This window comes from Sphingopyxis sp. OAS728 (assembly GCF_014873485.1).
Lineage (GTDB): Bacteria > Pseudomonadota > Alphaproteobacteria > Sphingomonadales > Sphingomonadaceae > Sphingopyxis.
In genome coordinates this window covers 4,394,360-4,417,408 of the sequence record NZ_JADBDT010000001.1, presented here as the reverse complement: position 1 = coordinate 4,417,408, position 23,049 = coordinate 4,394,360, and the positions used below count along the sequence as shown (strand labels likewise).

Genomic DNA, 23,049 nt, shown 5'->3' with positions numbered 1-23,049 from the left:
GGTTCCGCATGTCCTGATCGAGGCGTCGTCCGGACGATGCGCACTGCCAGCCTTTGGCCGCAGGGGGCCATCGGCAACGATCAACCTGCCGGAGAAAAACAATGACCAAGATCCTTATAGTCCTGTCGGCCGCCGATACCTGGACGCGTGCCGACGGCTCGAAATATGAGAGCGGCGTCTGGGCCGAAGAATTTGTCGTCATGGACGAGAAATTCATCGCCGAAGGTTGCGCCGTCGACATCGCAACGCCCGGCGGCGTTGCGCCGACGATCGACCAGCACAGCATGAACCCCGACGTGGTCGGGCAGGAAAACGTCGATCACTTCAATACCTATTTCGACGCGATCGCTGACCGGCTGGCGAGCCCGCTCGTTCTCGCCGACGTCGACGGACGTCACTATGATGCCATCGTCATTCCGGGCGGACATGGTCCGGTCGAGGATCTCTACAAGGATCCCGATATGGGCCGCATCCTTCTCGAAGCCGACCGGGCCGGCATCCTCATCGCGCCAGTTTGTCACGGCCAGGCGGCCCTCCTTGCGACGCGAAGCCCCGATGGAAGCTGGCCGTTCGCCGGACGGGCGATGACCTCGTTCAGCGACGAGGAAGAGGTCGAACTCGGCACCGCCGACAACGCCCCCTGGCTCCTCGCCGACACGTTGCGCAAGTACGGCGCACGTTACGAAAAGGGACCGAATTGGGGTGCCTACGTCGTGCGGGACGGCAATCTCCTCACGGGCCAGAACCCCGCCTCGAGCGCGCCTCTCGCCGAAGCGGTGCTGCAAGCGCTACGCTGACAAGCCCTGAACCAGGGGCCGGCTGAAACGCCGGCCCCGATGGCTGCACTGCAATTGCCCGATCCGGTAGCCCTCGATTTCAATGCAGTGGTCGAAGACGCTCTGCTGCTCGTCAACCACAACATCGAGACGAGCCGTATCAAGCCAACGAAGACGCTCCATCCTGGCTTGCCGGATATGCTTGGCAACTGCGTCCAGTTTCAGCAGGTCATCCCTCATCTTCTGGTGAACAGCCTCCACGCTTTGGCGTCGGCGGAACAGATCAGCCGGCGCATCGAACTCGCCAGGGGACTCGCTGGCAGCGGGATATCCCTGTCGGTCCGCGACAATGGTGCCGGAATTGCCTTGGAAGACCTGGGCCGGATCTCGACAGCTTGTTCACCACCAAGCCGGACGACATGGGTATTGGACTGGTTTGCCACTCTGTCATCGCCGCCCATGGAGGCAAGATAGCCGCATCCGATCATCCCGATGGCGCCGCCATATAATGCTTCACACGGCCCGTGCGGGGGTTGCGATCCCCGGTCCGCAGGTGAAAGACCAGTTGCTCATGGAGCAGAAGACGTGACCGGGGCCGTGCATGCGGGAGAGGTGGGTCCGCTTGGTGTCGCCGCTCGCCTGGAGCGCAGAACAGAGCCGATATACCGGCCACGTCTCCTGAAGCGCCGTGAGACGAAAGGCCTTCAGGAGACGGGGTTGCATCCACTACGCTGCGCGATCCCGATCGTTGCCGATGCCGGCAGATAAAGATGTTGCGGCCATCTGGAAATATGGGCCGCGGCCACAGGCGCCTTGACCCCGGTGCCATCGCCAAAGGGGCCAGGACGGAAACCGAACCGAAATGAGCAAAAGCTGCCAGGTTGAAGAATAAGGAGACAATCCCATGGGGGTGAGCAGCTTCACTTTCGCTGATGCAATGTTTGAACGTTCCAAGGATCAAAATGGGGATGCCTCCGCCGGAAACGTCGTGGACCAGCGCGGCGGCGCGCCGATCACGATCGGCTTTGGGCGCTACGCCCTTGATCAAACAATCGAGGACACGCTCGCCGTGGACGACGTCATGATCGTCCTCGAAGGGTGATTGTCGGCTTCGAGCGAGGCCTGCACAGTCTCTGCCGGGCCGAGCGACATGGTGCACATGCCGAAGGGCAAGAGGGTAACCATCGCGTCGCATGGGGAGCACGCAGTCACCGCTTATGTCACATATCCGCACTGGCAGGAGGCGCTCGACTGATGCAGTTGATGCGCAGCGGCCTGTTCCGCCGCAGTCGCTCCAGTCCCAAGCGCTAGTCGATCCAGAGGTCCCGCGCCCGGTGCCAGTCCTCGAGCGCATCCTCGGGATATTCTTCGAAGCATAGATCGTCGGGTCCGATCAGGGGTTCGACCCACGAAGCCTTCGACGCGAGCATCATGTGCACGCTCGACGGCGCCTTTGGCAGGTCACTATCGATCGCGGAGGCGAATGGATGGAAAAGATCCGGATATTCCGGGCTGAACACCCATAATGCGCTGGCGCATCTGGGACAAAAGTGGCGTTCGGCCGAGCTGAGCTTGCAGCCCCCCTTCCTGTCATCCAGGTCGGCATGGAAGACTGCGGTTTCGCCGCTCACCGTTAGCGTTCGCTTGTCGGCGTGGAGGTTGATGGCATAGCCACCTCCACCCGCGGTCTTTCTGCAGATCGAACAATAGCAGCGCATGAACGGTACGGGCGCGTGGCTGTCTGCGGAGAAACGGACCTCGCGGCAGCGGCACGATCCTTCGAGCTTCAGGGGCATAGCCAGATCCTTTCGCGTCGGAAACTAGCAGAACGGAGTATAGTTGCCTCGATGCCTTGCGGAAACTAGCCGCTGAACCCGGCCGATATTTGTCAGTCCGTTTCTCGCACCAAGGTGACGAAAAGCGGAGGTTGCTCCCGCCGTCGAGCTTGAGACGTCTTCACCGATTGCCGCCAGGCGGGGCCAAGCTTTTGGAGAGGCAACCAACGCCCTGCCCCGCTGGTTTGTCACAGCGTTACAAGCCAGTATGGAGAATGTGATGGCGCGCAAACCAGAAGTCGGCAAGATCGGAGAAACCCCGTCCGAGAAGCGGGGCAAACGGGTTGCCGCGTCGAAGCTCCGAAAAGAAGTTGGCGGCGGAAAAACGATCCGGAAAGCGCCAACAGACAAGGAAGCGGACCTGGACCGCGCGCCGAAGTGGGAACCGCGATTTGCCGGTTCGGACCGTCTGAAAGGCAAGGTGGCGATCGTTACCGGGGGCGACAGCGGTATCGGCCGGGCGGTCTGCGCGCTCTTTGCGCGCGAAGGTGCCGATATCGCAATCGTCTATAAGAGCAATACATCCGATGCCGAGGACACGGCTGCAATCGTTCGCGGCGAAGGGCGCAATGCGGTTCTCATCAAGGCTGACGTCGGCAAGACAAGCGCCGGTGAAAAGATTGCATCGAAGGTCATGGCAAAGCTCGGACGCATCGACATACTCGTGAACAATGCGGGCGAGCAGCACCCGGCGGAAGATATTCGCGATATCACGCCCGACCAGCTGCAGCGGACTTTCGCAACGAATATCTTCGGCATGTTCTATCTGGTGCAAGCCGTACTTCCCCATCTGACCAAGGGCTCTGCCATCGTCAATTGCACAAGCATCACGATGTATCAGGGAAGTGGCGGACTATTGGATTATAGCGCGACCAAGGGGGCCATTACCGCCTTCACACGCTCGCTCAGTGAAAATCTGGTTGAAAAGGGCATAAGGGTCAACGCGGTCGCGCCCGGCCCCATCTGGACTCCGTTAAATCCGCGAGGCGGCGCCCCCGCGAACAAGGTTGAAACTTTCGGCGAAACGACGCCGATGAAGCGGCCGGGTGAGCCGAATGAGGTCGCGCCGAGCTTTCTGTTCCTCGCATGTGACGACAGTAGCTACATGTCCGGCCAGGTCCTCCACCCGAATGGCGGCACAGTCGTAAACGGCTAAAGGTGGCCGTAGTCGGCCATCGCTTTGAACTGGCGGGATTCATAAGTGTCGGCACTCGAAACGACTTGAACCAGACGGAGCGACGAGGATCGAGCACCACGACAGCTGCCATTGCGGGCGGGTTCAGTTGGTACTGCGTGACGAGCCAACCGAAGTCGGCGAATGCAATTGCTCGATTTGACGGCGCATCGCCGGACTGTGGCACTATTGCCCGCCGAAATCGGTCACAGTCGAGGGAGAGGGCGTAGCCTAGCAGCAGGGTCATCGCGCACTCGACACCTGGCACTGCCAGGGCTGTGGCTGTACGACACACTGGATGCCCACCGATCCCAGTTACCAGTGCATGGGAGTCAATCTCAGGATGTTCGAACCCGCTTTGTGGCGAGATTTGCCGTCTCGTCTTGTTGATGGCGCGTCTTACTGAAAGCATTTGATTCTGGCCGCGAGCGGTCAGGTGACTTTTTGGCCGGAGTTAAGAGAAGCGGACGTTCCGGCCAAGCGTAAGTCTGGCCGGCCGAGAGAAACTTCCTGCCTGCTCCATGCGTTCTCGCGAGAGAAGGAGCAAGATTATGACCCTCCCCGCCGACACCCTTGTCCTCGTGGCCGATGGCCGAAAAGCGCTATTCCTGCGCAACAGAGGCGACGATCGCCAAATCGACTTGCGAACGACGGCGCACCAGGACCGTGATGACAAGAAAGACAGCGAGATAAAGACAGGACCCGCAGGCCAATCACCCGCACCCGCCGGGACCGGCCTACCGGGCGGTACGATGGACGAAACCGATTTTCATCAACAGGAAGAAGATCGATTCGCTCGGGAACTGGCGGACAAGGTCAATTCAATGGCGCTGTCGGGCAAAATCACCGCGTTGGTTGTTATTGCCCCCGCGCGTACGATGGGCGAGTTACGCCCTTTGTGGCACAAGGAAACTTCCGCCCGCCTTGTTGGCGAACATGTCAAGGAAATGACCGACCGGCCGATATCGGACATCGAAGCGCTCCTCCTCGGAGACCCGTCACCGCCGTCCTGACAGATCCACCTGTGGATCTAATACAACTAAGAGAACGCCGGATGGCAATCGCCGCTCAGGCGCAAAAGCTGGGCACGTCCTGATCGGCGAGAAAATCCAGCGAAACTGTTTGACTTGCTGCTAATCTTTGAACGGCCTGAACGCCCATCGATGGAAGATTTCAGACCGGCCGCTACGAAATCCGGGGGACGGGATAGCCGACATGACGGGAACCCGGTCGACGCGGTCATTCGCTTGGAGAAGCGTCCTTCAACTCCACCCTGATTGCAACAAACGGCGCCAAGCCTCGGTTAAGGACCGAGTGAAGGCCCTCGGGGCCCGCCGACTGTGCTCCTGACAGGGCAGAGGCCGGCACATCGGTTCGGGATGTCTCCGTCATCCTGCCATTATCCATCGTATAGGAAATATACGTGATGGGCTGCGCCTGTTCAAAATACATCACGCTCGACCAATTGTGATCGTGAACGGGCTCCGCGACGCCTGGGGGAATCGCAACGCGCAAAACGCGTACCCGGTCATTTTCCAGAAGTATCTCGTGACTGCTGGGTGCAGCGCTGACAGCGTCGTACGAGATTTGCTCGGCGGCACCGGCTGCGGAGCAAACGAGGCCCAGGCCTGCGATGACGGCCGAGAATATTCTCATATGTAATCCCCGAGAGCGCGCGTCCGCCTGTTGCGGCCGTTTCCGAGCTTGCTGGATGAGTGCGCGGAGCACAAGTGGTCGCTTGCGGTCAGGTAACTCGCAGGCATCATTGCGATATAGCCGACATTCGTCAGAATCACGCGCGAAGGACGTAAGGTTAGCAAAAGCTGCCTCGTCGCTCCCCGCCATGACTCACCCGTTTCGACTTCGATCGCGGATTCGCGACGGGAAAGCTTCAATCGCCTCAATTTGGCTGTTGTCCGACCTCAGCAGTCGGCGCGATGGCTTGCATGCCGAGGCTCTTACCGACAGAGAAGAACTGACCGCATTCGCGACGACGCGCCTGCCCTTTCGTTGTATTGAGTGCCGCCCTGAACGTGCCTCGCTGTTTCGCCATGTCAGGGAGCAAGATGAGGTCTCCGCCGGCACTTTGGCCGTCTGCCACGACGCTATAAGCAACGGTTCGATGCCCTTTCAGATCGGCAATCCAAGGCGCGCTCGCGTCGCTGATCAACTCGACATTTTCGCCCGCTCGCAACGCCCGGCCTTTTTCATCAAATTCTGTCCAAATATTCGCGGCTTTGCGAAAATTCCGTGTCGCAACGACGGTGTCGTCAACTCGGACTGTGACCGAAAAGCTGTTGGTGGCGGCGTGCCGGAGGGGGACGATCCGTATGGAACTGAGGATGGCCGAATCATCGACCTTCAACTTGGGAAGCTTCCAAATTGCAGTGAAGCGTGCCCCCAACGAGTATTCAAGCGTTGCCGACGTTGGTTGGAAGGTGGAGTCAAGCCACAGCGAGACGGAACCGATACCACGCGCATGCAGACCCCCAATAATGGAAAAGGCCTGGGCTTTACAAATGTGACCATCTTGCCCGTAAGCGACCGTCATCGGGCATGCAAAAGCGACGGCCGCAATCGCGATCTTTAAATAGCGGATATTGCCTCTCCCCACGCCATCATCGTCGAATCGGATGAATTCGCATGTTGGTCGATGGAATGACAGTTTTCTACCCCGCCGAAGATCATTCCCCGTCCCGTCTGCCAGGTAAAATTAAACCACCGGACCTGGCCGGTTGCTGACAGTCAATCTGCCAAGCGCCGAGCGCGAATAGCGAACACCAGATAAGATCGCACGTCCGTCAACTTTTCGGACAGCGCTACGTGGCGAGCGGAATTGCGCCTGTGATGATCGCGGCCAAGGTCATGACGAGACTGATCCCAACAGCATATTTGAGCGCGAATCGCTGCGCATCGGCTACATCTACCCCGAGTAATCCGCATGCCAGATAGACGGGAGCAAGAAGCGGACTCAAGGAATGGACGGGACCGCCCATTAGCGAGGCACGCGCGATCGCCTCGGCCGGAATGCCGTAGGCGCCTCCGGCCTGCGCCAGCACCGGCACCACACCGAAATAATAGGCGTCGTTCGACATGACAAAGGTGAGTGGCAGCGCCAGCAAGGCGGTGATCGGTGCGAGATAGGGGCCGAGCGTGTCAGGGACGCCGGCGAGCATTGCGCGCGCCATTGCATCGGTCATGCCCGTGCCCCCCATGATGCCCGTGAAGGCCCCGGCCGCGAAGATCAGCACCACCACCATGACCACATTGTCGGCGTGCGCCGCGATCCGATCGCGCTGATCGGACAGTTTCGGATAGTTGACTGTGAGCGCCACGGCGAGCGCCCCCATGATCAACACCGGCAAGGGTGCGATTCCAGTGACCATTCCGGCCATCAACCCCGCGGTCAACAGCAGATTGAACCAGAAGAGGCGCGGACGCCGCTCCGGGCGGTCCGTCGCGATTGGCGGCGCCGGCCTCGCGCCCGCGCCCGCCTGCCACCCCAGCCGTGCCCGCTCGCGCGTTCCGAACCACCACGCCAGTGCAGCGAGCGCCGCGAGAGCTATCAGCATCGCCGGCACTAACGGCAGGAAGACGTCGTGGACGAGGTCGGCCTTGACCGCGGCGGCAGCGCGCGCCGACGGCCCTCCCCAGGGAAGCAGGTTCATGATGGCATTGCTGCTGCCCAGCAGCATCGCGAGGATCAGCGGATTCATCCCGATGGCGCGATAGAGCGGAAGCATCGAGGTGATGACGATCAAGGCCGTGGTCGTGCCGTCGCCGTCCAGCGAGACGAGCGAGGACAGCGCCATCGTTCCGATCGCGATGCGAATGGGATCGTCCCCCACGATGGCAAGGATGCGGTTGACCAGAGGATCGAAAAGTCCAGAGTCCATCATCACGGCGAAATAGAGGACCGCGAAGGCCAGCATCGTCGCGATCGGCGCCACGTCGACGATGCCCTTGAGCATCATGTCCCCGAGCCCCGGCCCTGCGCCGGCCAGAAGGCCGCCAACGATGGGAACCGCGATCAGCGCGGCGGCCGCCGACATCCGTTTGGTCATAATCAGGAAGATGAACAGCAGGACGGTGGCAAAACCCAGCAGGGCCAATGTCATCGTGAATATCCTCCGGAATAAGGTCGTCGTGGCCGCTGTAGAATGGCGGTCGCGGAGGCGGGAGCCGATCCGGCCCTTCTATTCTCACCCCTGCCCCGTCCTTGGACGACGTCGTCAGTCGGCCAGTTCGACGTCGAGCAACGGGACATATTGCTGCCCCGAGTGCATGTCGCGCTCAACCATGCCGCCCTGCGGCGACGTTCGCGGATAGGAAATCTTGATCATCGACAGATCATCGACCGGAATACGCTTCACCATGCTCGCGTCGGCGCCGTAGAGGCGCGCGAAGGTGTCGGCCGACAGCGCGGGATCGTCATGATAGCGTGTGAAGTTGGCCGGCCCGTCGAAGAAAATGTCGAAGGTGACCCAGAAGGGGCCGGCGTTCTTCGACCGGATCTCGTGGCAGACGTCGCGAAGCTTAACCATGGACCGCCTCCTTTTGCGCTGCAGCCGACCCCGACGCCAGATCGACATATTCGATCCGGACCAGTTCGAACGGATCGTCGAGCGCAACGATATGATTGAGCCGGAACTCGAAAAACTGGCCGCAAGGCACGTCGGCCGGGCTCAGCATGAAGCCATAGCTCGGAATTTCCTTGTTCATTACATTGGGATAATGGAAGAAATAAGGGTTGCACGCATGCGCAATCGCGTTGGCCAGTTCTTGCGTATCGGCGGTCGCCACGAAGATCATGCCGATCTCGGGCGGCGGCGGAGTGCCGGGCGCGACCGGCTTGCCGTCGATGCCGTTCCAGCCGTACATGCGCAGCGAAATATGAAAATCGCCGAGCGCCTCGGGAGGGAATGACTTGCGTGTCCGATCGTAAAGCGCCGCGAGCAGCTTATCGTGGAAATTCTCGATGTCGCTCAGCACTTCCGGGTTGCGGATACCGACCAGCATCATCGTCTGATACCGGCCGGCGCTCGCGCCTTCGAGTTTCATCGAATAGGGGCCTGGCTCCCATTCCGAGCCGATGACCGAAACGGTTCGCTCATCCTTCTGGGTATAGCGTGCGCGCGTCACATCGAGCACGCCGCCCGGTTCGGCAAGCCGGAAGGGATCGGTGTTCTCGTACAGCATATGCGCCGACACGCTATGCACCGAGCAGCGATTGTCGTCGCTGAGCGGCGCGACCTCGAAACCGTCGGCCTTGACCGTCAGCATGACGCCCGAGCCCAGCGTTGGATTGACCGAGCATTGCACCCCGCATTCGCCCGTTTTGCCCGCGTGCCACGCCGGCCCCCACGGCGCTCCTTTCCAGATCGGATAGCAAGCGAGCACCGCGGTATCGGTCGATCGTCCGCCGAGGATGATGTCGGCGCCGCCGTCGAGCGCGGCGATAAAATGTTCGACGCCGAGCGCGGCGACGATATGTTCGCACTGGTCGATGGCCTCGTCCTCCAGCGGGCCGAGCGGCGGCAGGGGTTGGATACGGCCTGCGGCGTTGAGCTGCTTGATCGTCGCCTTGTCCTGTTCGCAATGAATGAGCGCAATCTTCGGCGCCGTTCCGAGCTCGGCCGCGACCTCCTCGACGATCTCGCGCGTCCATTGAAGGTTGAGGTCCCCCCCCGCCTGCCCCGAGGTTCCGATGATGATCGGAATGCCATGTTCGGCCTGCGCCCGCATCAAAATCTCGAGGTCACGCTTGACCGCGCCGCGACTGTTCTTCGACTTGCCGAGCGCCAGATAGGCAGCGCCGCTGTCGGTCGATCCGGCATCCGACGCGATCACATGCGCGCCCGCCGCTATGCCATAGGCGATCTCGCTTTCGCGCACCCCCGCGCCGAGCGAGCCGCACGGCACAAGCACCTTGATCGGGCCGGCGAACGCGTCGGCGGCTGGCGGCTGTTCTGTCACGCTTTACGCTCCTTCATCATCAAATCGTCGTGGACCGGCGGCAATCAGTAGCGCCAGCCGAGGGTCGCTCCGTAGGTACGAGGCGGGTTGTAGGTTCCGAAGTTGGCGCCAAGGAAAAGCGTCTGGTGCGTTCGCGTCCGCTCGTTGGTCAGATTCTTGCCCCACAGCGACAAGGTCCAATGATCGCCGATCCCGGCAAGAACGACGCGCGCGTCGACGAAATGCGTCGCCGGCCGGATTTCAGGCCCCTCATTGCTGTTGTCGTCGTAGATCAGGCTTTCATATTGATAATCGACCGCCAACGTCAGTTCGGTGCTCCCGCCGAGCGACGCAGTGTAGGACGGCGACAACGTCAGCTTATGTTTCGGCGTGCGCGAAATGCGGTTGCCCGACCGGTCGATCCCCTCGTCGTCGAACTCGTCGAAGCGCGCATCGGTATAGGCATAGGCGGCCGAGAGATTCAGCCCGCCCATCAACCGCGCGGTCAGCTGCGTCTCAAACCCCTTGATCGTCGCCTTGCCGGCATTGTTGGTGATGATCGATCCGTCGGGCTGCGATTGGCGGGTCTGGAGATTCTTGTAATCGAGCCAGTAAAGCGTGTTGTTCCAGATCAGCCGGCCGTCGAAGAAACGGCTCTTCTGTCCGATTTCATACTGAACGGCGGTTTCCGGATCGAATGCGGTCGCGGCATCGATCGCGCTTGCCGGCGTATCCTGGAACCCACCGCTCTTGAAACCGCGCGACACCATCGCATAGAGGAGGTGGTCGCCGTTTGGCTTGAAATTGAGGCCGCCGCGATAGGTTACGTCGTCCCAGCTCTTCTGCGTGGTGACGTCGAAGAACTCGTCTCCGCGCAGCGGCACCATCCCGCGCATGTTGGTGACCCGGTACCTCTTGTCGTCGCGCGAATAGCGCACGCCGCCGATGATGCTGAACTTGTCGCCGAGCGGGATCGTCGCATCGCCGAAGACCGCGATACTGTCGAGGCGCGCATCCTGGTCGTAAATGTCGGTGAGCGGGATCGGCGCGACGAACTCGCTGTCGAGATTGAAGATGTCGGACCGGATCGTCTTTTGCTGGTAATGATAGAAACCCACGACCCAATCGATCCCGGAGCCGGGTAGCGACGAGAGCCGCACTTCCTGGCTCGACAATTCCGAACGCTCGTCCTCGCCGCCACTGATGTCGACCAGCGATCGCGTCGGATTGCTGCCGTCGAAATCGTAGCGCGTTCCATAATCGAGATCGCGGAAAGAACCGAGGAACGACAGTGTCGCGAAGCTCAAATCCCAGGCAATTTCACCGCGCACCCCGATGGTGTCGCGATCCTGATAGCCGGCAAAGGAGCCGTAGGTGCGCTTGGGATCGCGGTCGACCGTATAAGCGGCCGACAAGGGGTCATCGGGGTCGACATCGAAGATGTATTTGGCGGGGCCGGTTGCGCGGTCGCGGGTTCCGTCGAGCGTGAAATGCACGCGCAGATTGTCGGTGGGTTCGGCGAGAAATTGGAAACGCCCGCTCAGCGTGTCCTGATCGTCGACGCGGCGGTCGATGACCGGATTATAAACGTAGCCGCCGTGCGAGCGATAGGCGCCGCTGACCCGGATCGCCCCGCCCCCGCTGCCGAACGGCAGGTTGACGAAGCCCGCTCCGTCGAGCCGGTCGTAATTGCCATAGGTGAATTCGGCCGCCGCATCGAAGGCGCCCAGTTCCGGCCGCTTTGTCACCACGTTGATCGCGCCGCCGACGACGTTGCGCCCGAACAGCGTGCCCTGCGGCCCCTTGAGCACCTCGATCCGCTCGACGTCGAATGCGTCGAAGGCGACCGCCGCAGGGCGCCCGAGATAGATTTCGTCAAGAAACACCGCGGCGCTCGGGTCGCCGGCCGCGCCCTTGTCCGACGATCCGATGCCGCGCACCGCGAGGCGAGGCTGGCTTGCCGGAAAGGCGTCGAAACTGAGGCCCGGGGTGCGCGTCACGACGTCGCTCACCTGCTGGATCCGCGCCTGCTCGATTTCGTCTGCGCCGAATACGGTGACCGTCACCGGGACGTCCTGCAGACTCTGGCTGCGGCGCTGCGCGGTCACGATGATCGCATCGTCATCGGCCGTGGTCGCAGCGTCTGCACCTGCCCCCTCTTGCGCCCGCGCTGCATGCGCATTCGAAAGCGCCAGAACGGCGGCGCCGCAAAACAAGATTGCACCTCGCATAGCATCCTCCACTTCGAGCGGCCGTCTGTCGCGGCCCGTCGCCGCTCTAATCGACGATTGGATGCAATATGTCAAATTTATGGATTCAATATACCGAGAGCGCGCAGATGGACGTTCCGAATTCGTACGGAATCTGCAGGGAATTAGCGACGCGTAGCGGCGAGGAGTACGCGGTGCTTCACTGCGATGACATGCTGGTGCATCAACCGTTCGGCTGCCTCCGCATCGTCCGCGCGAATCGCATCGGCGATCGCCTCATGCTCGTCCTGCGACTCGGCGACATGCTCCGGCACGGTCGGCGGAATTTGACGATTGCGCAGCGGGACATAGCGCGACACCGACGGGCACAACCGGCAGACATCGCCGAAAATCGGATAGATAAGTGTCATCCGCATGGCGCTGCGGATGGCGGGATTCCGCCCCACCCGCACAATCCAGGCATGGATGTCGCGGTTGATCTCATACCAGTGCCGCTCGATTTCGGCCGACCAGTCGCCACGGTCGACGATCTCGCGGCCGGCCGCGATCCGTTCGTCGAGCGTCGCAAGCTCCTCGGGTGACCAGCCATATTCGATCGACATCCCGCAGCCTCGCGCTTCGATCACCGCGCGCATGTCGATAGCACCCAATATATCGCGAAGCGGAATCTCGCGCACCGAGAAGCCGCGATTGACCGAATGCTCGAGTAATCCTTCCGCCAACAGGACCGAAAAGGCGTTGCGCACCGGCGTTCGCGACACGCCGAGCCGGCTTGCGATCGGCTCGGCCGCGAGATGCGTGCCCGGTGGCAGTTCGCCGGTGACGATCAACTCGCGGATCTGGGTGAGCACGGTCGAGGTGAACAGCGTTTCCGGCTCTTCGGGAACGGCGGATGGCTTGACTTTGCGCTGGGGCATATGCGCTGATTAGCCCCGGCCGGCGCATAGCGCCACCAAAATGTTGCAAATTGGATTCAATCCTTGGTATGATTGATTCGCAAAATTCGAGTTCGTCACCAGACAGGCTGATCGGCCACCGGTTCAAGACGACGATAAATCTCGACAGGAGGGGATCATCATGAAGCCTGACCGGGCTCGCGTCATCGTCTCGCAACGCTTCTTCGACGAGGCCGCGATCAGGCTCCTCGAAGGCGCGGGCTGCGAGGTCGTGCAGGCCGATTTGCCGGCCGGTCAGGCCGACGGCGATCTGTCGCACGACCAACTTGTCGCAATGCTGGACGGCGCGGACGGATGGATCGTCGGCCACGCGCGCGTGACGCGCGAATTGCTGGCCGCACTGCCACAACTGCAAATCGTGTCGCGCCGCGGCGTCGGCTACGAGCGCGTCGACACGGCGGCGGCAAAGCAACTCGGGAAAGTGGTGTGCATCGCCGCCGGCGGCAACGACGCCTCGGTCGCCGATCACACAATTGCGCTCATGCTCGCGGTCGGGCACCGCTTCCGTGAGACCCAGACCAACATGATCGGCGGGGACTGGTCGATCGTGACTGGGACCGATCTGTTTCGAAAGACCGTAGGCATCGTCGGATTGGGCCGGATCGGGCGCAGCCTTGTTCAGCGCCTCGGCGGGTTCGAGACGCGCATCCTGGTGACGACGCCGACACCCGACCCCGATTTTGCCGGACGCACCGGCGTCGAATATACGGACCTCGACACCTTATTGCGCGAAAGCGACTATGTATCGCTCCACGCGCCGCTTACGCCCGAGACGCGTTTCCTGATCGATGCCGATGCGCTGGCGCGAATGAAGCCCGGCGCCGTCCTGATCAACGCCGCGCGCGGCGGGCTGGTCGACGACGCGGCGCTACTCGATGCGCTACTGGCGGGCCGGATCGCCGGCGCGGGGCTCGACACTTTCGTCAGTGAAGCCGATCCCGAATATCGCGCGATCAGCCAGCGCCTCATCGAACTTCCCAATGTCATCGCCACGCCGCACGCCGCTGCCTCGACCCGCGAGGGGCTCGAGCGGACCAATCTGGTCGCGGCACAATGCGTCGTCTCGGTCCTCACGGGCAAAGACCCGCCGCCGCGATGCGTGGTCGCCGATGGCCGGCGCAGGCTCTGATCCTGCAATGAACGCGCGCGAACTGCTGATCCACTTGTTCGATACCGCTGTGGCGCGCGCCATGCCAGCGGGCACATTCGATGGCCGCCGCCTGCCCGACCCGCCCGCGGGCCGGACGCTCGTGCTCGGTGCGGGAAAGGCCGCCGGCTCGATGGCACGCGCCTTCGAGCAGGCATGGAAAGCGCCCCTCTCGGGCATGGTGGTAACGCGATACGGGCACGGCGCCCCGTGCGAGCGGATCGAGGTCGTCGAGGCCGCGCATCCCGTGCCCGACGATGCGGGTCGCGCCGCGACGGCGCGCATGCTCGCCGCGGCAGAGACACTGGGACCCGACGATCTTGTCGTCTGCCTCGTCTCGGGAGGCGGATCGGCGCTCCTCGCAGCCCCGGCGGGGCCGCTAACCCTGGAGGACGAGCAGGCGGTAACCCGCGCGCTCCTCCGCTCGGGTGCGCCGATCGGCGCGATCAATGTCGTCCGCAAGCATATATCGGCGGTGAAGGGCGGACGCCTTGCGCTTGCTGCCGCACCGGCACGCGTCGTCACCTACATCATTTCGGACATCCCGGGCGACGATCCCGCACAGGTCGCGTCGGGACCGACGTTCGCCGACGCGAGCAGCCGTGATGACGCGCTCGCGATCCTCGATCGCTACCGGATCGACGCACCGGCGGTTCGCGAATGGCTCGAGAATCCGGAAAGCGAAACGCCGAAATCACTGCCCGCCGCGCAGCATTTCGTGATCGCGACCGCGCGCGGCGCTCTCGAGGCGGCGGCCGACGAGGCGCGCAACCACGGCTATCATCCCGTCATTCTCGGCGACGCAATCGAGGGCGAAGCACGCGACGTTGCCCGCAATCACGCCGCAATCGCGAAAGCCATCCGCGCCGGGGACGGTATCGCTGCGGCGCCCTGCGTCCTCCTGTCGGGCGGAGAAACCAGTGTCACCGTGCGCGGCGGCGGACGCGGCGGGCGCAATGCTGAATATCTGCTCGCGCTCGCGCTCGATCTTGGGGGCGCGGCCGGGATAAGCGGGCTCGCCGCAGACACCGACGGGCTCGACGGCAGCGAGGACAATGCGGGGGCGATCATCGGCCCCGATACGCTCACAGCCGCCGCGAAATGCGGCGTCGATGCGACTTCAGCGCTCGCCGCCAATGACGCCTACGGCTTCTTCGCCGGGATCGATGCCTTGCTCGTCACCGGCCCTACCCTGACCAACGTCAATGATTTCCGCGCCATCCTGATCGATCCCATCTGAGAGAGGTTCCCGTGACGAACAAGGCTATTCATCGCATCGCCGTGATTGCCGGCGACGGGATCGGCAAGGAAGTCGTTCCCGAGGGGCTTCGAATCCTGGAGGCCGTCGAACGGAAATTCGGCTGCGCCTTTGCTTTCGATCATTTCGACTTCGCTTCATGCGATTATTATCTTCAGCACGGCACGATGATGCCGGAGGACTGGAAGCAGCAGATCGGCGCGCATGATGCGATCTTCTTCGGCGCCGTCGGCTGGCCCGAAACGGTGCCCGATCATGTGTCGCTCTGGGGTTCGCTGATTCAGTTCCGCCGCGAGTTCGACCAATATGTCAACCTTCGACCGGTCAAACTGATGCCCGGCGTCCCCAGCCCGCTCGCCGGCCGCCAGCCGGGTGACATCGACTTCTACGTCGTTCGTGAAAACACCGAAGGCGAATATTCTTCGATCGGCGGCAAGATCTTCCCGGACACCGACCGCGAAGTCGTCATGCAGGAAACGGTCATGACGCGGGTCGGCACGGACCGTATCCTGAAATATGCCTTCGACCTCGCGCAGCGGCGGGACAAGAAGCATCTGACTTCGGCGACCAAGTCAAACGGCATTTCAATCACGATGCCCTATTGGGACGAACGGGTCGAAGCGATGGCGGAGCAGTATCCCGGCGTACGCTGGGACAAATATCATATCGACATTCTGACCGCGCATTTCGTCCAGCACCCCGACTGGTTCGACGTCGTGGTCGCATCCAATCTGTTCGGCGACATCCTCTCCGACCTCGGCCCCGCCTGCACCGGAACGATCGGGATCGCGCCGGCGGGAAACATCAATCCGGAACGGCGCTTTCCCTCGCTGTTCGAGCCGGTCCACGGCTCGGCGCCCGACATCGCAGGCCAGGGGATCGCCAATCCGGTCGGTCAGATCTGGTCGGCATCGCTGATGCTCGATCATCTCGGCGAGCGCGAAGCCGCCGCGGCGGTGCTGCGTGCGATCGAGGAGGTACTCGCTCAGCCGCAATATCGTACGCGCGACCTCGGCGGCGCAGCCACCACCGGTGCGTGCACCGACGCCATCCTCGATGCGTTGTCATGAGGGTCGAGGACGTTGCCGATGACCGCTTCGCGCGGTCGCCGCGCCTTTTCGGGCCGTCTGCGATCGCAATGATCTGCCGACGCCTCCCTTATGATCAACGCCTGGCCAGCCTGTCCTGAGAGATAAGACGATGAGTGAACCTCTTGCCACGAAACTGGCGACTTACGCGCTCAGCCTCGACGCGGCCGCCCTGCCCGAGCCCGTCTTGGCATGCATTCGCCGCCGCTTTGTCGATAGCCTCGCCTGCGTTCTGGGCGCTTATGATGCTGCCCCCGTGGAGGCGGCCATCGCTTTGGCGAGATGCGTCCCGGTGGCCTCCTCCAGCGTCATTGGAACGGACTTGCGCACGACCCCCGATCTCGCCGCTTTTGCGAACGGAACAATGGTGCGGTTCCTTGATTATAATGACGGTTATATGGGCCGCGAACCCGGCCATCCTAGCGACAACATCTTTGCTTGCCTCGCTCTGGCGGAGGCGGAAAATGCACCCGGACGCGACCTCATGGCGGCGATCGTCGTTGCCTATGAGATCCAGATGCGTCTTCAGGATGCAGCGAACCTCAACCAGCGGGGCTGGGATCAGGTCAACTATGTCACCGTAGCGGTCGCTGCAGCGGCGTCGCGCCTGCTGAAACTCGATGTTGCCCGGACCACGCAGGCGATTAATATCGCCCTTAACGGCCATATCGCGATGCGGCAGGTTCGCTCTGGCGAGCTGTCGGACTGGAAGGGCTGCTCGGCCGCGAATGCTGCGCGAAACGCGATCTTTGCCGCTCAACTCGCGCGGCACGGAATGACGGGTCCATCGCCGATATTCGAAGGAAACATGGGCTTCTTTTCGCAGGTGTCGGGACCGTTCACACTGGACGCGAATGCGTTCGGTAATCCTCAAAATGGCGAGTATGCGATTCTGCGCTCGCTGACGAAAAGCTTCCCGACGAACGGCGAATTGCACACGGCCGTTTGGGCGGCGCTCGAATTGCGGTCTCGGATTCCGGACCTCAGCGCGATTTCCGCGATTCATATCGAGACGACGGAATTCAACTGCCGCGTCCTCGCCGACGCGCAGAAATTTCACCCCAAGACCCGCGAAACAGCCGACCACAGCTTGCCGTTCAACGTGGCCCGGGCGCTGATTGATGGCGAGGTCACCATCGAGACCTATTCGGACGCAAAGATCGCTGATTCCACGGCCGCGGCGCTGATGTCCATCACGAAGGTCTCCGAAGATCCGGCCCTTACCGCGATGTTCCCGCAACACCTGCCCAACCGGGTGACGGTCACGCTTGCTTCGGGCCAGACGATCTCGAGCGAAGTCGTCAGCGGTCCTGGCTCACTTGAAAACCCCATGTCCGATAAGGATTTCGAGCAAAAGTTCAGACGTATGGCCGGGCGGCATTTTACGGAAGCCGTACAAGACCGCATTCTGGCGTTTACCGCGCGACTTGAGCACCAGCGCGACTACCTAGAGTTGTTCGAGAATATGGCCGCAAGGCGCTGAATCGGCACGGCCCGCCGACGATTGATTACAGCGTTCTGCCGCGCCAGCCAAGCTCCGCGTCCGCCGGGTTTGGCCGCCTGTCGGCTTTGATATGAACTCAGGCAAAAGCGGACCACCGGCAAGCGGGAAATCGAGACTGGGAGCCAAGGCCGATGATCGCAAAAAAGGCGGAGCCGCCATCGTCCGGCGAGCTCCGCGTGCAAGGCTTGTAGTTTTCGTTTTCAGATGCTTGCTCGGCTGACCGACGAAGCTAGGCCAGTTGCAAAATCGCGATAGGAGTGCAGCGGACGTCCGAGGATGGCGATCAGACGCTCGACGTCGCCTTGCTCGGGGATCATCCCATCGCTGACATAGCGTTCGGCCATCAGACGCATCTCAAAGGCCGTCCACTTCGGCATGAACGTAGCCATGGTCAGCTCGAATCCACTGGGATCGTCACCGCCATAGCTAATCGGGCGGCCGAGGACATCGGACCAGATCGTGGCCACGTCCGAACCAGTGAGCGTGTCGGGGCCGACCAGGTTGATGGTTTCAACCGGTAGGTCGCCTTGCGCTTGGTCGCGGCGGATCAGTTCGATCGCGGCAACCTCAGCGATGTCACGCGCGTCGACCATGGCGATACCCTTGTCGCCGATGGGCATGGGGTAGACGCCGTGGTCCAGGATAACGTCTTTGATCATCTGCTCATTGTCGATGAAATAGGACGGACGTAAGATCGTGGCATTGAAGCCCATCTGTTCGATCATCCGCTCAGCACCAAACTTCACTGCGAAGTGCGGCACGTTTACGGCCCGGTCGGCCGCAAACACCGACAGATAAACGACGCGGTGGACGCCGGATTCGCGGGCGATGTTCAGCGCAATTAGCGCCTGGGTGAACTCGTCGCCCGTGACGGCGTTAAGCAGGAACAGCGTGCGGATGCCGGTAAAGGCAGCGCGGAGCGCGTCGATGTCGAGCAGGTCGCCTTTGGCGACCTCCACGCCGGCCGGGAAGCTGGCTTTGGCGGCATCGCGGGTGAGCACGCGCACGTCTGCGCCGCGCTTGACGAGCTGAGCGACCACATGGCGGCCAACACGGCCGGTGGCGCCTGTAACTAGAATGGTCATGGTAAAGTCTCCTTGATTTGTCGGGATCGACAAATCGGAATTTAATGATCCATATACGCGCCAATAGATGCTATATCTGAACTGATCGTCTCACAGGTGGAACATATGGACCTTCTCGCCCTCGCCGACTTTAATCTCGTCGCAAAGCACGGTGGCTTCGGACGCGCCGCCCGCGCCGCCGGTCGTCCGAAGGCCACCTTGTCACGGCGGGTGGCCGAGCTGGAGGCAAGCCTTTCGCTGCGGCTGTTCGAACGAGGGGCTCGCGATCTCAAACTTACCGAGGAAGGACGAGCGTTGCACACACGGACGGGTGCCCTCCTCAGGGAAGTCGATGAGGTAACCGCCGAGATCGCGTCAGGCGGGGACATGCCGCGCGGCCGATTGCGGATCAGCGCGCCGCTCCTGTTATCCCAGACCGCGATGGGAAAGATCGCGGCCCGGTTCGCGTTCGAATATCCCGAGGTAAGGCTTGAGATCACGACCGACGATCGCGCCGTCGATATGATCGAGGAGGGCTATGATCTCGTGATCCGGGTCAATCCGCGGGCCGACGAGAACTTGGTAGGGCGAGCGTTCCTTCACGACCGGCTCGTCGTAGTGGGAAACCCGGACCTCGTCCGGTCGAGCGATGCCGCCGTCCCGGCGGTCATCCGGGGATCGGCCGACCCTGACACGATCTGGACCATGGCCATGCCAGACGGGCAGTCCGCCCTCGCGATCAATCCCGTCCTGTCGCTGTCGTCGATGATCATGGTTCGCGACGCCGTCCGGCTGGGCGTCGGCATCGGGCGACTGCCACTCTCGTTGGTCCACCACGATCTTGCCGGCGGTCGGCTTATAAAATGGGGCGACGTGGCTGGACCGGATATCGCGCTCTGGACGCTATACCCATCTCGACGCCTGCTGAGCGCTCGTGTATCGGCGTTCCTTTCATTCCTAAGGGACATATTCGTTGAAGGAACGCCTGAGGAACTGGCAGCCTTGATCGACTAACTTCGGCTACTTCAGTTTCTGGCCGAAAGCGGAATGACAGGTTTAGAGCATCAATCCGCTCAAGCTGACGTCGAAGATCCTTTGAAAAAATTGGGCTGCGATGAACAGGGGCATGCAACCGTCTTCGGCATCGTCGCTTCCAATGTTGCCCGAAAGAACATGATAGTTGGCGAGATCGAACGGCTCGGCCATCTTGATCACATGCATCACGGCATATCGGTTCAGGTGTCCCCGACATGAAGTTCAACAGCATAATAAGCAGGCTCATGACGCCTATCGTCGGGACGCTGGACGACCGCGATCCAGTCAGGTTGATCGCAAGACTGGGGCCGAACCAGCTGCGCGCTATTTCGACTTCCTTATCGGTCAGAACGTATTATGGCACGGGTTGCTGGTTGCAGAAAATGCGCTCGTCTTCCAACGCGTCAAATAAAACAGAAGTCATACGCCTGCCGCGCTACGCTCGTTCTAGGATAGAGGCGGATCCAGTTTTCGGTTAAATCTGCCAAGTTCTATCCTAGGGCAGCTCAAAACGGCTAATGGTGATAGGACTGGTTTCAGCTCCAATCCTGAGAAGTGCACCGCACACGACGGCCGCGAGGAACTCGTCGTGGCGCGTCACAGGACGCACGCAGATTGTCGCTTCCGAAATCAATATTCAACGAGGAAGCGGAACCTGATCGTCGGGCGTTCATTATCTTCGCGGGGGGGTGCAAGGAGATATCATGCCCTCTCTCACCGCGACTGCCATTAACTGCTCGCTCTCGGCAAAGGGCCGAAAAAGCTCTACTGACGCAATGATCGCGGTGCTTGCAGAACATTTCGCAGACCAAGATGTCGAGGTGCGCGCCCCCATTCGCATTGCCGCCCACAACGTCAAATGGGGTGTCTCATCTGATGAAGGCGACGGCGACGACTGGCCCCGCATCCGCGAACAGATTCTCGCCTCCGACATTCTCATCTTCGGCACCCCCATCTGGATGGGGCAGCCATCGAGCGTTGCAAAGCTCGTGCTCGAAAGGATGGACGCTTTTCTCGAAGAGACCGACGAGGCGGGCCGGATGCCAAGTTATTCGAAGGTCGCGGTCGCCGCAATCGTCGGCAATGAGGATGGCGCGCACCATGTCTGTTCGCAGCTTTTCCAGTCGCTGAACGACACCGGTTGGACGATCCCGGCGGTCGCAGGCTGTTATTGGGTCGGCGAGGCGATGGGCGCGGTCGACTTCAAGGATCTCGAGCATCGCCCACCCATGATCACCAAGCTGCGAAGATGGTCGCGAGCAACGCCGCACATCTTGCACGCTTGCTCAAGCAGTCGCCCTACCCGGGCTAAGCTGCGAGATGCGAGTAACGCTCGGCGGTTCGGCCACGCAGCGCCGCGACCTTCGAACAGGGCGCACGATCTGGATGGAGCGTGGGCGCAATCGCCTCGACGTGGGCCCCTTTTCCCGCTCGATCAAATGCGATGTCGCGGTCGTCGGCGCCGGCATCTCGGGCGCGCTGATCGCCGAGATGCTGAGCGAAGCGGGGCTCGATGTCGTAGTCCTCGATCGTCGCGGCCCGGCGGTCGGCTCGACCGCCGCTTCTACCGCGCTGCTCCAATATGAACTCGACATCCCGCTCTGCGACATGACAAAGCGGATCGGGAAGACGCGCGCCACGCGGATATGGCGCCGCTCACGCCTGGCGGTCGACGCCCTTCGCGCCCGCACCGATCGCCTTGGACTCGACGTGGAGGCGGCAACCCGCCCCTCGCTCTACCTCGACGGCAAAATACTCGATCCTGCCGGCCTCGCGGACGAGGCCGACGCGCGCCGGGACGCAGGCTTCGAGGTCGAACTGATCGGCCCTGCCGAGACCGAGCGGCGTTACGGGATAAAGGGTCGCCACGGTCTCATGGGCTTCGGCAATTACAGCGCCGACCCACGCCGGATGGCCGCCGCCTATCTCGCGGTGGCCGAGACGCGCGGGGCGCGGGTCTACGCGCCGGCGGAGGTCGTGGGCATAGACGCATGCGAGAACGGTGTGACCCTGGAGATTGCCGGACGCGGTGAGGTTCGCGCCGCAAGCGTGATCTTCGCGACAGGTTATGAGATGCTGAAGGGCATTCCGCGCAAGGGCAATTTCATCATGTCGACCTGGGTTATTGCGACGCGCCCGCAACCCAAAGCCATCTGGCCCGACGCCGCGATGATCTGGGAAGCGTCCGATCCCTATCTCTATATCTGCACCACGCCGGGCGGCGCCGTCATCTGCGGCGGAGAGGATGAAGAGTTCGAGAGCGCCGAAGCACGCGACGCCAAGATCGCGAAAAAGACCGCTATTCTTACTCGGAAGCTCGGCGCGTTGCTACCCAGCATCGAGCCAACGCCGGCCTTCGCATGGGCGGGCAGTTTCGGGAACAACCCACTCGGCATCCCGACAATCGGCCGCGTGCCCCGTATGCCGAACTGCTACGCCGCGATGGGCTACGGCGGCAACGGGATCACCTTCTCGATGATGGCAGCGCAAATCTTGCGCAGCACGCTGTGCGGAAAGGGGGACAGCGACGGCGACCTGTTCGGCTTCAACCGGAATTTCTGAGATCTGGCAGAGACGATTCGTGCGCCGCGGGCATCACTTGTGGGACCAGGTGAAAGGCACCCGCGGCGGCACGAAAGCCATGCACATAGGGGGCTGAAAACCGAGAGTCTCAACGCCCCCATGCAGATGAGAAACCCGAAAAAAAGCAAGGGTTGCATGAGCCTGCGAAGATATATTCCGCGCTCAAAACGCAACTTTGAAGCAGATGAGCGGTTTCTCCTCCATCTTCAAAAGGAGGTTCGAATGAGCGTCAAGGGCAACATCAAGGAAGCGGCTGGCCATGTGAAGGAAGAAGCCTTCGAGAACGGCGACAGCCCCGAATCCAAGCGCAAGGCGCAGGAAGGTCGCGACCTTCGGAACGAAGGCAGGATCGAAGATGGCAAGCCGCCGAAAACGGGCAAACCCGGCACCGAGAGTTAAGACATCCTCCGCCATGGCACCCATGGCAACTGGGCCCGCTTCGGCGGGCCCTTTTTATTGCGTCT

At 61.8% G+C, this 23,049-nt stretch carries 21 protein-coding genes and 1 pseudogene; 13 read left to right on the top strand and 9 right to left on the bottom strand.

The features are described 5' to 3' along the window. Positions 1–101: 101 nt before the first annotated feature. From GGC65_RS20935 to GGC65_RS23495, 3 genes are all read left to right on the top strand, one after another. On the top strand, positions 102–797 hold the full coding sequence (locus GGC65_RS20935; RefSeq protein ID WP_192648918.1) for a type 1 glutamine amidotransferase domain-containing protein: 696 nt from the start codon (positions 102–104) through the stop codon (positions 795–797). Positions 798–836: 39 nt separating this feature from the next. Continuing rightward, positions 837–1,250 (top strand): ATP-binding protein, encoded by a 414-nt coding sequence (locus GGC65_RS20930; RefSeq protein ID WP_192648917.1) that lies wholly within the window; start codon positions 837–839, stop codon positions 1,248–1,250. A 430-nt stretch (positions 1,251–1,680) separates the two neighbouring features. Further along, the gene (locus GGC65_RS23495; RefSeq protein ID WP_225940944.1) at positions 1,681–1,878 is read left to right on the top strand and encodes a hypothetical protein; all 198 of its coding nucleotides are present in this window, start codon (positions 1,681–1,683) and stop codon (positions 1,876–1,878) included. Between the two features lie 205 nt (positions 1,879–2,083). Here GGC65_RS23495 and GGC65_RS20920 read toward each other — a convergent pair whose 3' ends face one another. Then, entirely contained in the window at positions 2,084–2,494 is a 411-nt protein-coding gene (locus GGC65_RS20920) for a GFA family protein (protein WP_225941269.1), read from the bottom strand. Between the two features lie 337 nt (positions 2,495–2,831). Between GGC65_RS20920 and GGC65_RS20915 the strand changes: the two genes are divergently transcribed. Then, entirely contained in the window at positions 2,832–3,767 is a 936-nt protein-coding gene (locus GGC65_RS20915) for an SDR family oxidoreductase (RefSeq protein WP_192648915.1), read from the top strand. 569 nt (positions 3,768–4,336) lie between these two features. Next, positions 4,337–4,798 (top strand): host attachment family protein, encoded by a 462-nt coding sequence (locus GGC65_RS20910; RefSeq protein ID WP_192648914.1) that lies wholly within the window; start codon positions 4,337–4,339, stop codon positions 4,796–4,798. An 887-nt stretch (positions 4,799–5,685) separates the two neighbouring features. On the opposite strand, the gene GGC65_RS20905 is transcribed toward GGC65_RS20910, so the two are convergent. From GGC65_RS20905 to GGC65_RS20880, 6 genes are all read right to left on the bottom strand, one after another. Continuing rightward, entirely contained in the window at positions 5,686–6,336 is a 651-nt protein-coding gene (locus tag GGC65_RS20905) for a hypothetical protein (protein WP_192648913.1), read from the bottom strand. A 268-nt stretch (positions 6,337–6,604) separates the two neighbouring features. After that, on the bottom strand, positions 6,605–7,903 hold the full coding sequence (locus tag GGC65_RS20900; protein WP_192648912.1) for a CitMHS family transporter: 1,299 nt from the start codon (positions 7,901–7,903) through the stop codon (positions 6,605–6,607). A 114-nt stretch (positions 7,904–8,017) separates the two neighbouring features. Then, positions 8,018–8,329 (bottom strand): DUF4387 domain-containing protein, encoded by a 312-nt coding sequence (locus GGC65_RS20895; protein WP_192648911.1) that lies wholly within the window; start codon positions 8,327–8,329, stop codon positions 8,018–8,020. After that, positions 8,322–9,761, bottom strand: a complete 1,440-nt coding sequence (locus GGC65_RS20890; protein ID WP_318780207.1) for an acyclic terpene utilization AtuA family protein — start codon at positions 9,759–9,761, stop codon at positions 8,322–8,324. Before GGC65_RS20890 ends, GGC65_RS20895 begins: the two co-directional genes overlap by 8 nt. A gap of 44 nt (positions 9,762–9,805) precedes the next feature. Then, complete coding sequence (locus tag GGC65_RS20885; RefSeq protein ID WP_192648910.1) at positions 9,806–11,971, bottom strand: TonB-dependent receptor; 2,166 nt, start codon at positions 11,969–11,971, stop codon at positions 9,806–9,808. 143 nt (positions 11,972–12,114) lie between these two features. Then, positions 12,115–12,867 (bottom strand): GntR family transcriptional regulator, encoded by a 753-nt coding sequence (locus GGC65_RS20880; RefSeq protein ID WP_192648909.1) that lies wholly within the window; start codon positions 12,865–12,867, stop codon positions 12,115–12,117. 160 nt (positions 12,868–13,027) lie between these two features. On the opposite strand from GGC65_RS20880, the gene GGC65_RS20875 reads away from it, so the two are divergent. The 4 genes from GGC65_RS20875 (at position 13,028) to GGC65_RS20860 (ending at position 17,882) form a co-directional block, all read left to right on the top strand. Beyond that, positions 13,028–14,035 (top strand): phosphoglycerate dehydrogenase, encoded by a 1,008-nt coding sequence (locus tag GGC65_RS20875; RefSeq protein ID WP_192648908.1) that lies wholly within the window; start codon positions 13,028–13,030, stop codon positions 14,033–14,035. 7 nt (positions 14,036–14,042) lie between these two features. After that, the gene (locus GGC65_RS20870) at positions 14,043–15,293 is read left to right on the top strand and encodes a glycerate kinase (protein ID WP_225940943.1); all 1,251 of its coding nucleotides are present in this window, start codon (positions 14,043–14,045) and stop codon (positions 15,291–15,293) included. Positions 15,294–15,304: 11 nt separating this feature from the next. Next, the gene (locus GGC65_RS20865) at positions 15,305–16,381 is read left to right on the top strand and encodes a tartrate dehydrogenase (RefSeq protein WP_192648906.1); all 1,077 of its coding nucleotides are present in this window, start codon (positions 15,305–15,307) and stop codon (positions 16,379–16,381) included. 130 nt (positions 16,382–16,511) lie between these two features. Further along, a complete protein-coding gene (locus GGC65_RS20860; RefSeq protein ID WP_192648905.1) occupies positions 16,512–17,882 on the top strand; it encodes an MmgE/PrpD family protein in 1,371 nt (456 codons plus the stop codon). Positions 17,883–18,103: 221 nt separating this feature from the next. Here GGC65_RS20860 and GGC65_RS20855 read toward each other — a convergent pair whose 3' ends face one another. Continuing rightward, complete coding sequence (locus GGC65_RS20855) at positions 18,104–18,988, bottom strand: SDR family oxidoreductase (RefSeq protein ID WP_192648904.1); 885 nt, start codon at positions 18,986–18,988, stop codon at positions 18,104–18,106. Positions 18,989–19,093: 105 nt separating this feature from the next. Here GGC65_RS20855 and GGC65_RS20850 point away from each other — a divergent pair, with 105 nt between their 5' ends. Beyond that, positions 19,094–19,981 (top strand): LysR family transcriptional regulator, encoded by an 888-nt coding sequence (locus tag GGC65_RS20850; RefSeq protein ID WP_192648903.1) that lies wholly within the window; start codon positions 19,094–19,096, stop codon positions 19,979–19,981. A 42-nt stretch (positions 19,982–20,023) separates the two neighbouring features. Here the strand turns inward: GGC65_RS20850 and GGC65_RS20845 are convergent, their stop codons facing one another. Beyond that, a complete protein-coding gene (locus tag GGC65_RS20845) occupies positions 20,024–20,182 on the bottom strand; it encodes a hypothetical protein (RefSeq protein WP_192648902.1) in 159 nt (52 codons plus the stop codon). 524 nt (positions 20,183–20,706) lie between these two features. On the opposite strand from GGC65_RS20845, the pseudogene GGC65_RS20840 reads away from it, so the two are divergent. The 3 genes and pseudogenes from GGC65_RS20840 to GGC65_RS20830 form a co-directional block, all read left to right on the top strand. Further along, positions 20,707–21,081, top strand: a pseudogene (locus GGC65_RS20840) (flavodoxin family protein); the annotation flags it as partial. A gap of 241 nt (positions 21,082–21,322) precedes the next feature. Continuing rightward, entirely contained in the window at positions 21,323–22,564 is a 1,242-nt protein-coding gene (locus GGC65_RS20835; RefSeq protein WP_192648901.1) for an NAD(P)/FAD-dependent oxidoreductase, read from the top strand. 243 nt (positions 22,565–22,807) lie between these two features. After that, positions 22,808–22,984, top strand: coding sequence for a hypothetical protein (locus GGC65_RS20830; RefSeq protein WP_192648900.1), 177 nt, complete (start codon positions 22,808–22,810; stop codon positions 22,982–22,984). Positions 22,985–23,049 lie beyond the last annotated feature (65 nt).

Coding starts and splice junctions, on each gene's coding strand:
- GGC65_RS20880 (WP_192648909.1), bottom strand. CDS start 12,867: ATGCCCCAGCGCAAAGTCAAGCCATCCGCCGTTCCCGAAGAGCCGGAA.
- GGC65_RS20860 (WP_192648905.1), top strand. CDS start 16,512: ATGAGTGAACCTCTTGCCACGAAACTGGCGACTTACGCGCTCAGCCTC.
- GGC65_RS20870 (WP_225940943.1), top strand. CDS start 14,043: ATGAACGCGCGCGAACTGCTGATCCACTTGTTCGATACCGCTGTGGCG.
- GGC65_RS20855 (WP_192648904.1), bottom strand. CDS start 18,988: ATGACCATTCTAGTTACAGGCGCCACCGGCCGTGTTGGCCGCCATGTG.
- GGC65_RS20910 (WP_192648914.1), top strand. CDS start 4,337: ATGACCCTCCCCGCCGACACCCTTGTCCTCGTGGCCGATGGCCGAAAA.
- GGC65_RS20905 (WP_192648913.1), bottom strand. CDS start 6,336: ATGACGGTCGCTTACGGGCAAGATGGTCACATTTGTAAAGCCCAGGCC.
- GGC65_RS20895 (WP_192648911.1), bottom strand. CDS start 8,329: ATGGTTAAGCTTCGCGACGTCTGCCACGAGATCCGGTCGAAGAACGCC.
- GGC65_RS20885 (WP_192648910.1), bottom strand. CDS start 11,971: ATGCGAGGTGCAATCTTGTTTTGCGGCGCCGCCGTTCTGGCGCTTTCG.
- GGC65_RS20875 (WP_192648908.1), top strand. CDS start 13,028: ATGAAGCCTGACCGGGCTCGCGTCATCGTCTCGCAACGCTTCTTCGAC.
- GGC65_RS23495 (WP_225940944.1), top strand. CDS start 1,681: ATGGGGGTGAGCAGCTTCACTTTCGCTGATGCAATGTTTGAACGTTCC.
- GGC65_RS20935 (WP_192648918.1), top strand. CDS start 102: ATGACCAAGATCCTTATAGTCCTGTCGGCCGCCGATACCTGGACGCGT.
- GGC65_RS20930 (WP_192648917.1), top strand. CDS start 837: ATGGCTGCACTGCAATTGCCCGATCCGGTAGCCCTCGATTTCAATGCA.
- GGC65_RS20830 (WP_192648900.1), top strand. CDS start 22,808: ATGAGCGTCAAGGGCAACATCAAGGAAGCGGCTGGCCATGTGAAGGAA.
- GGC65_RS20900 (WP_192648912.1), bottom strand. CDS start 7,903: ATGACATTGGCCCTGCTGGGTTTTGCCACCGTCCTGCTGTTCATCTTC.
- GGC65_RS20835 (WP_192648901.1), top strand. CDS start 21,323: ATGCGAGTAACGCTCGGCGGTTCGGCCACGCAGCGCCGCGACCTTCGA.
- GGC65_RS20850 (WP_192648903.1), top strand. CDS start 19,094: ATGGACCTTCTCGCCCTCGCCGACTTTAATCTCGTCGCAAAGCACGGT.
- GGC65_RS20920 (WP_225941269.1), bottom strand. CDS start 2,494: ATGCGCTGCTATTGTTCGATCTGCAGAAAGACCGCGGGTGGAGGTGGC.
- GGC65_RS20915 (WP_192648915.1), top strand. CDS start 2,832: ATGGCGCGCAAACCAGAAGTCGGCAAGATCGGAGAAACCCCGTCCGAG.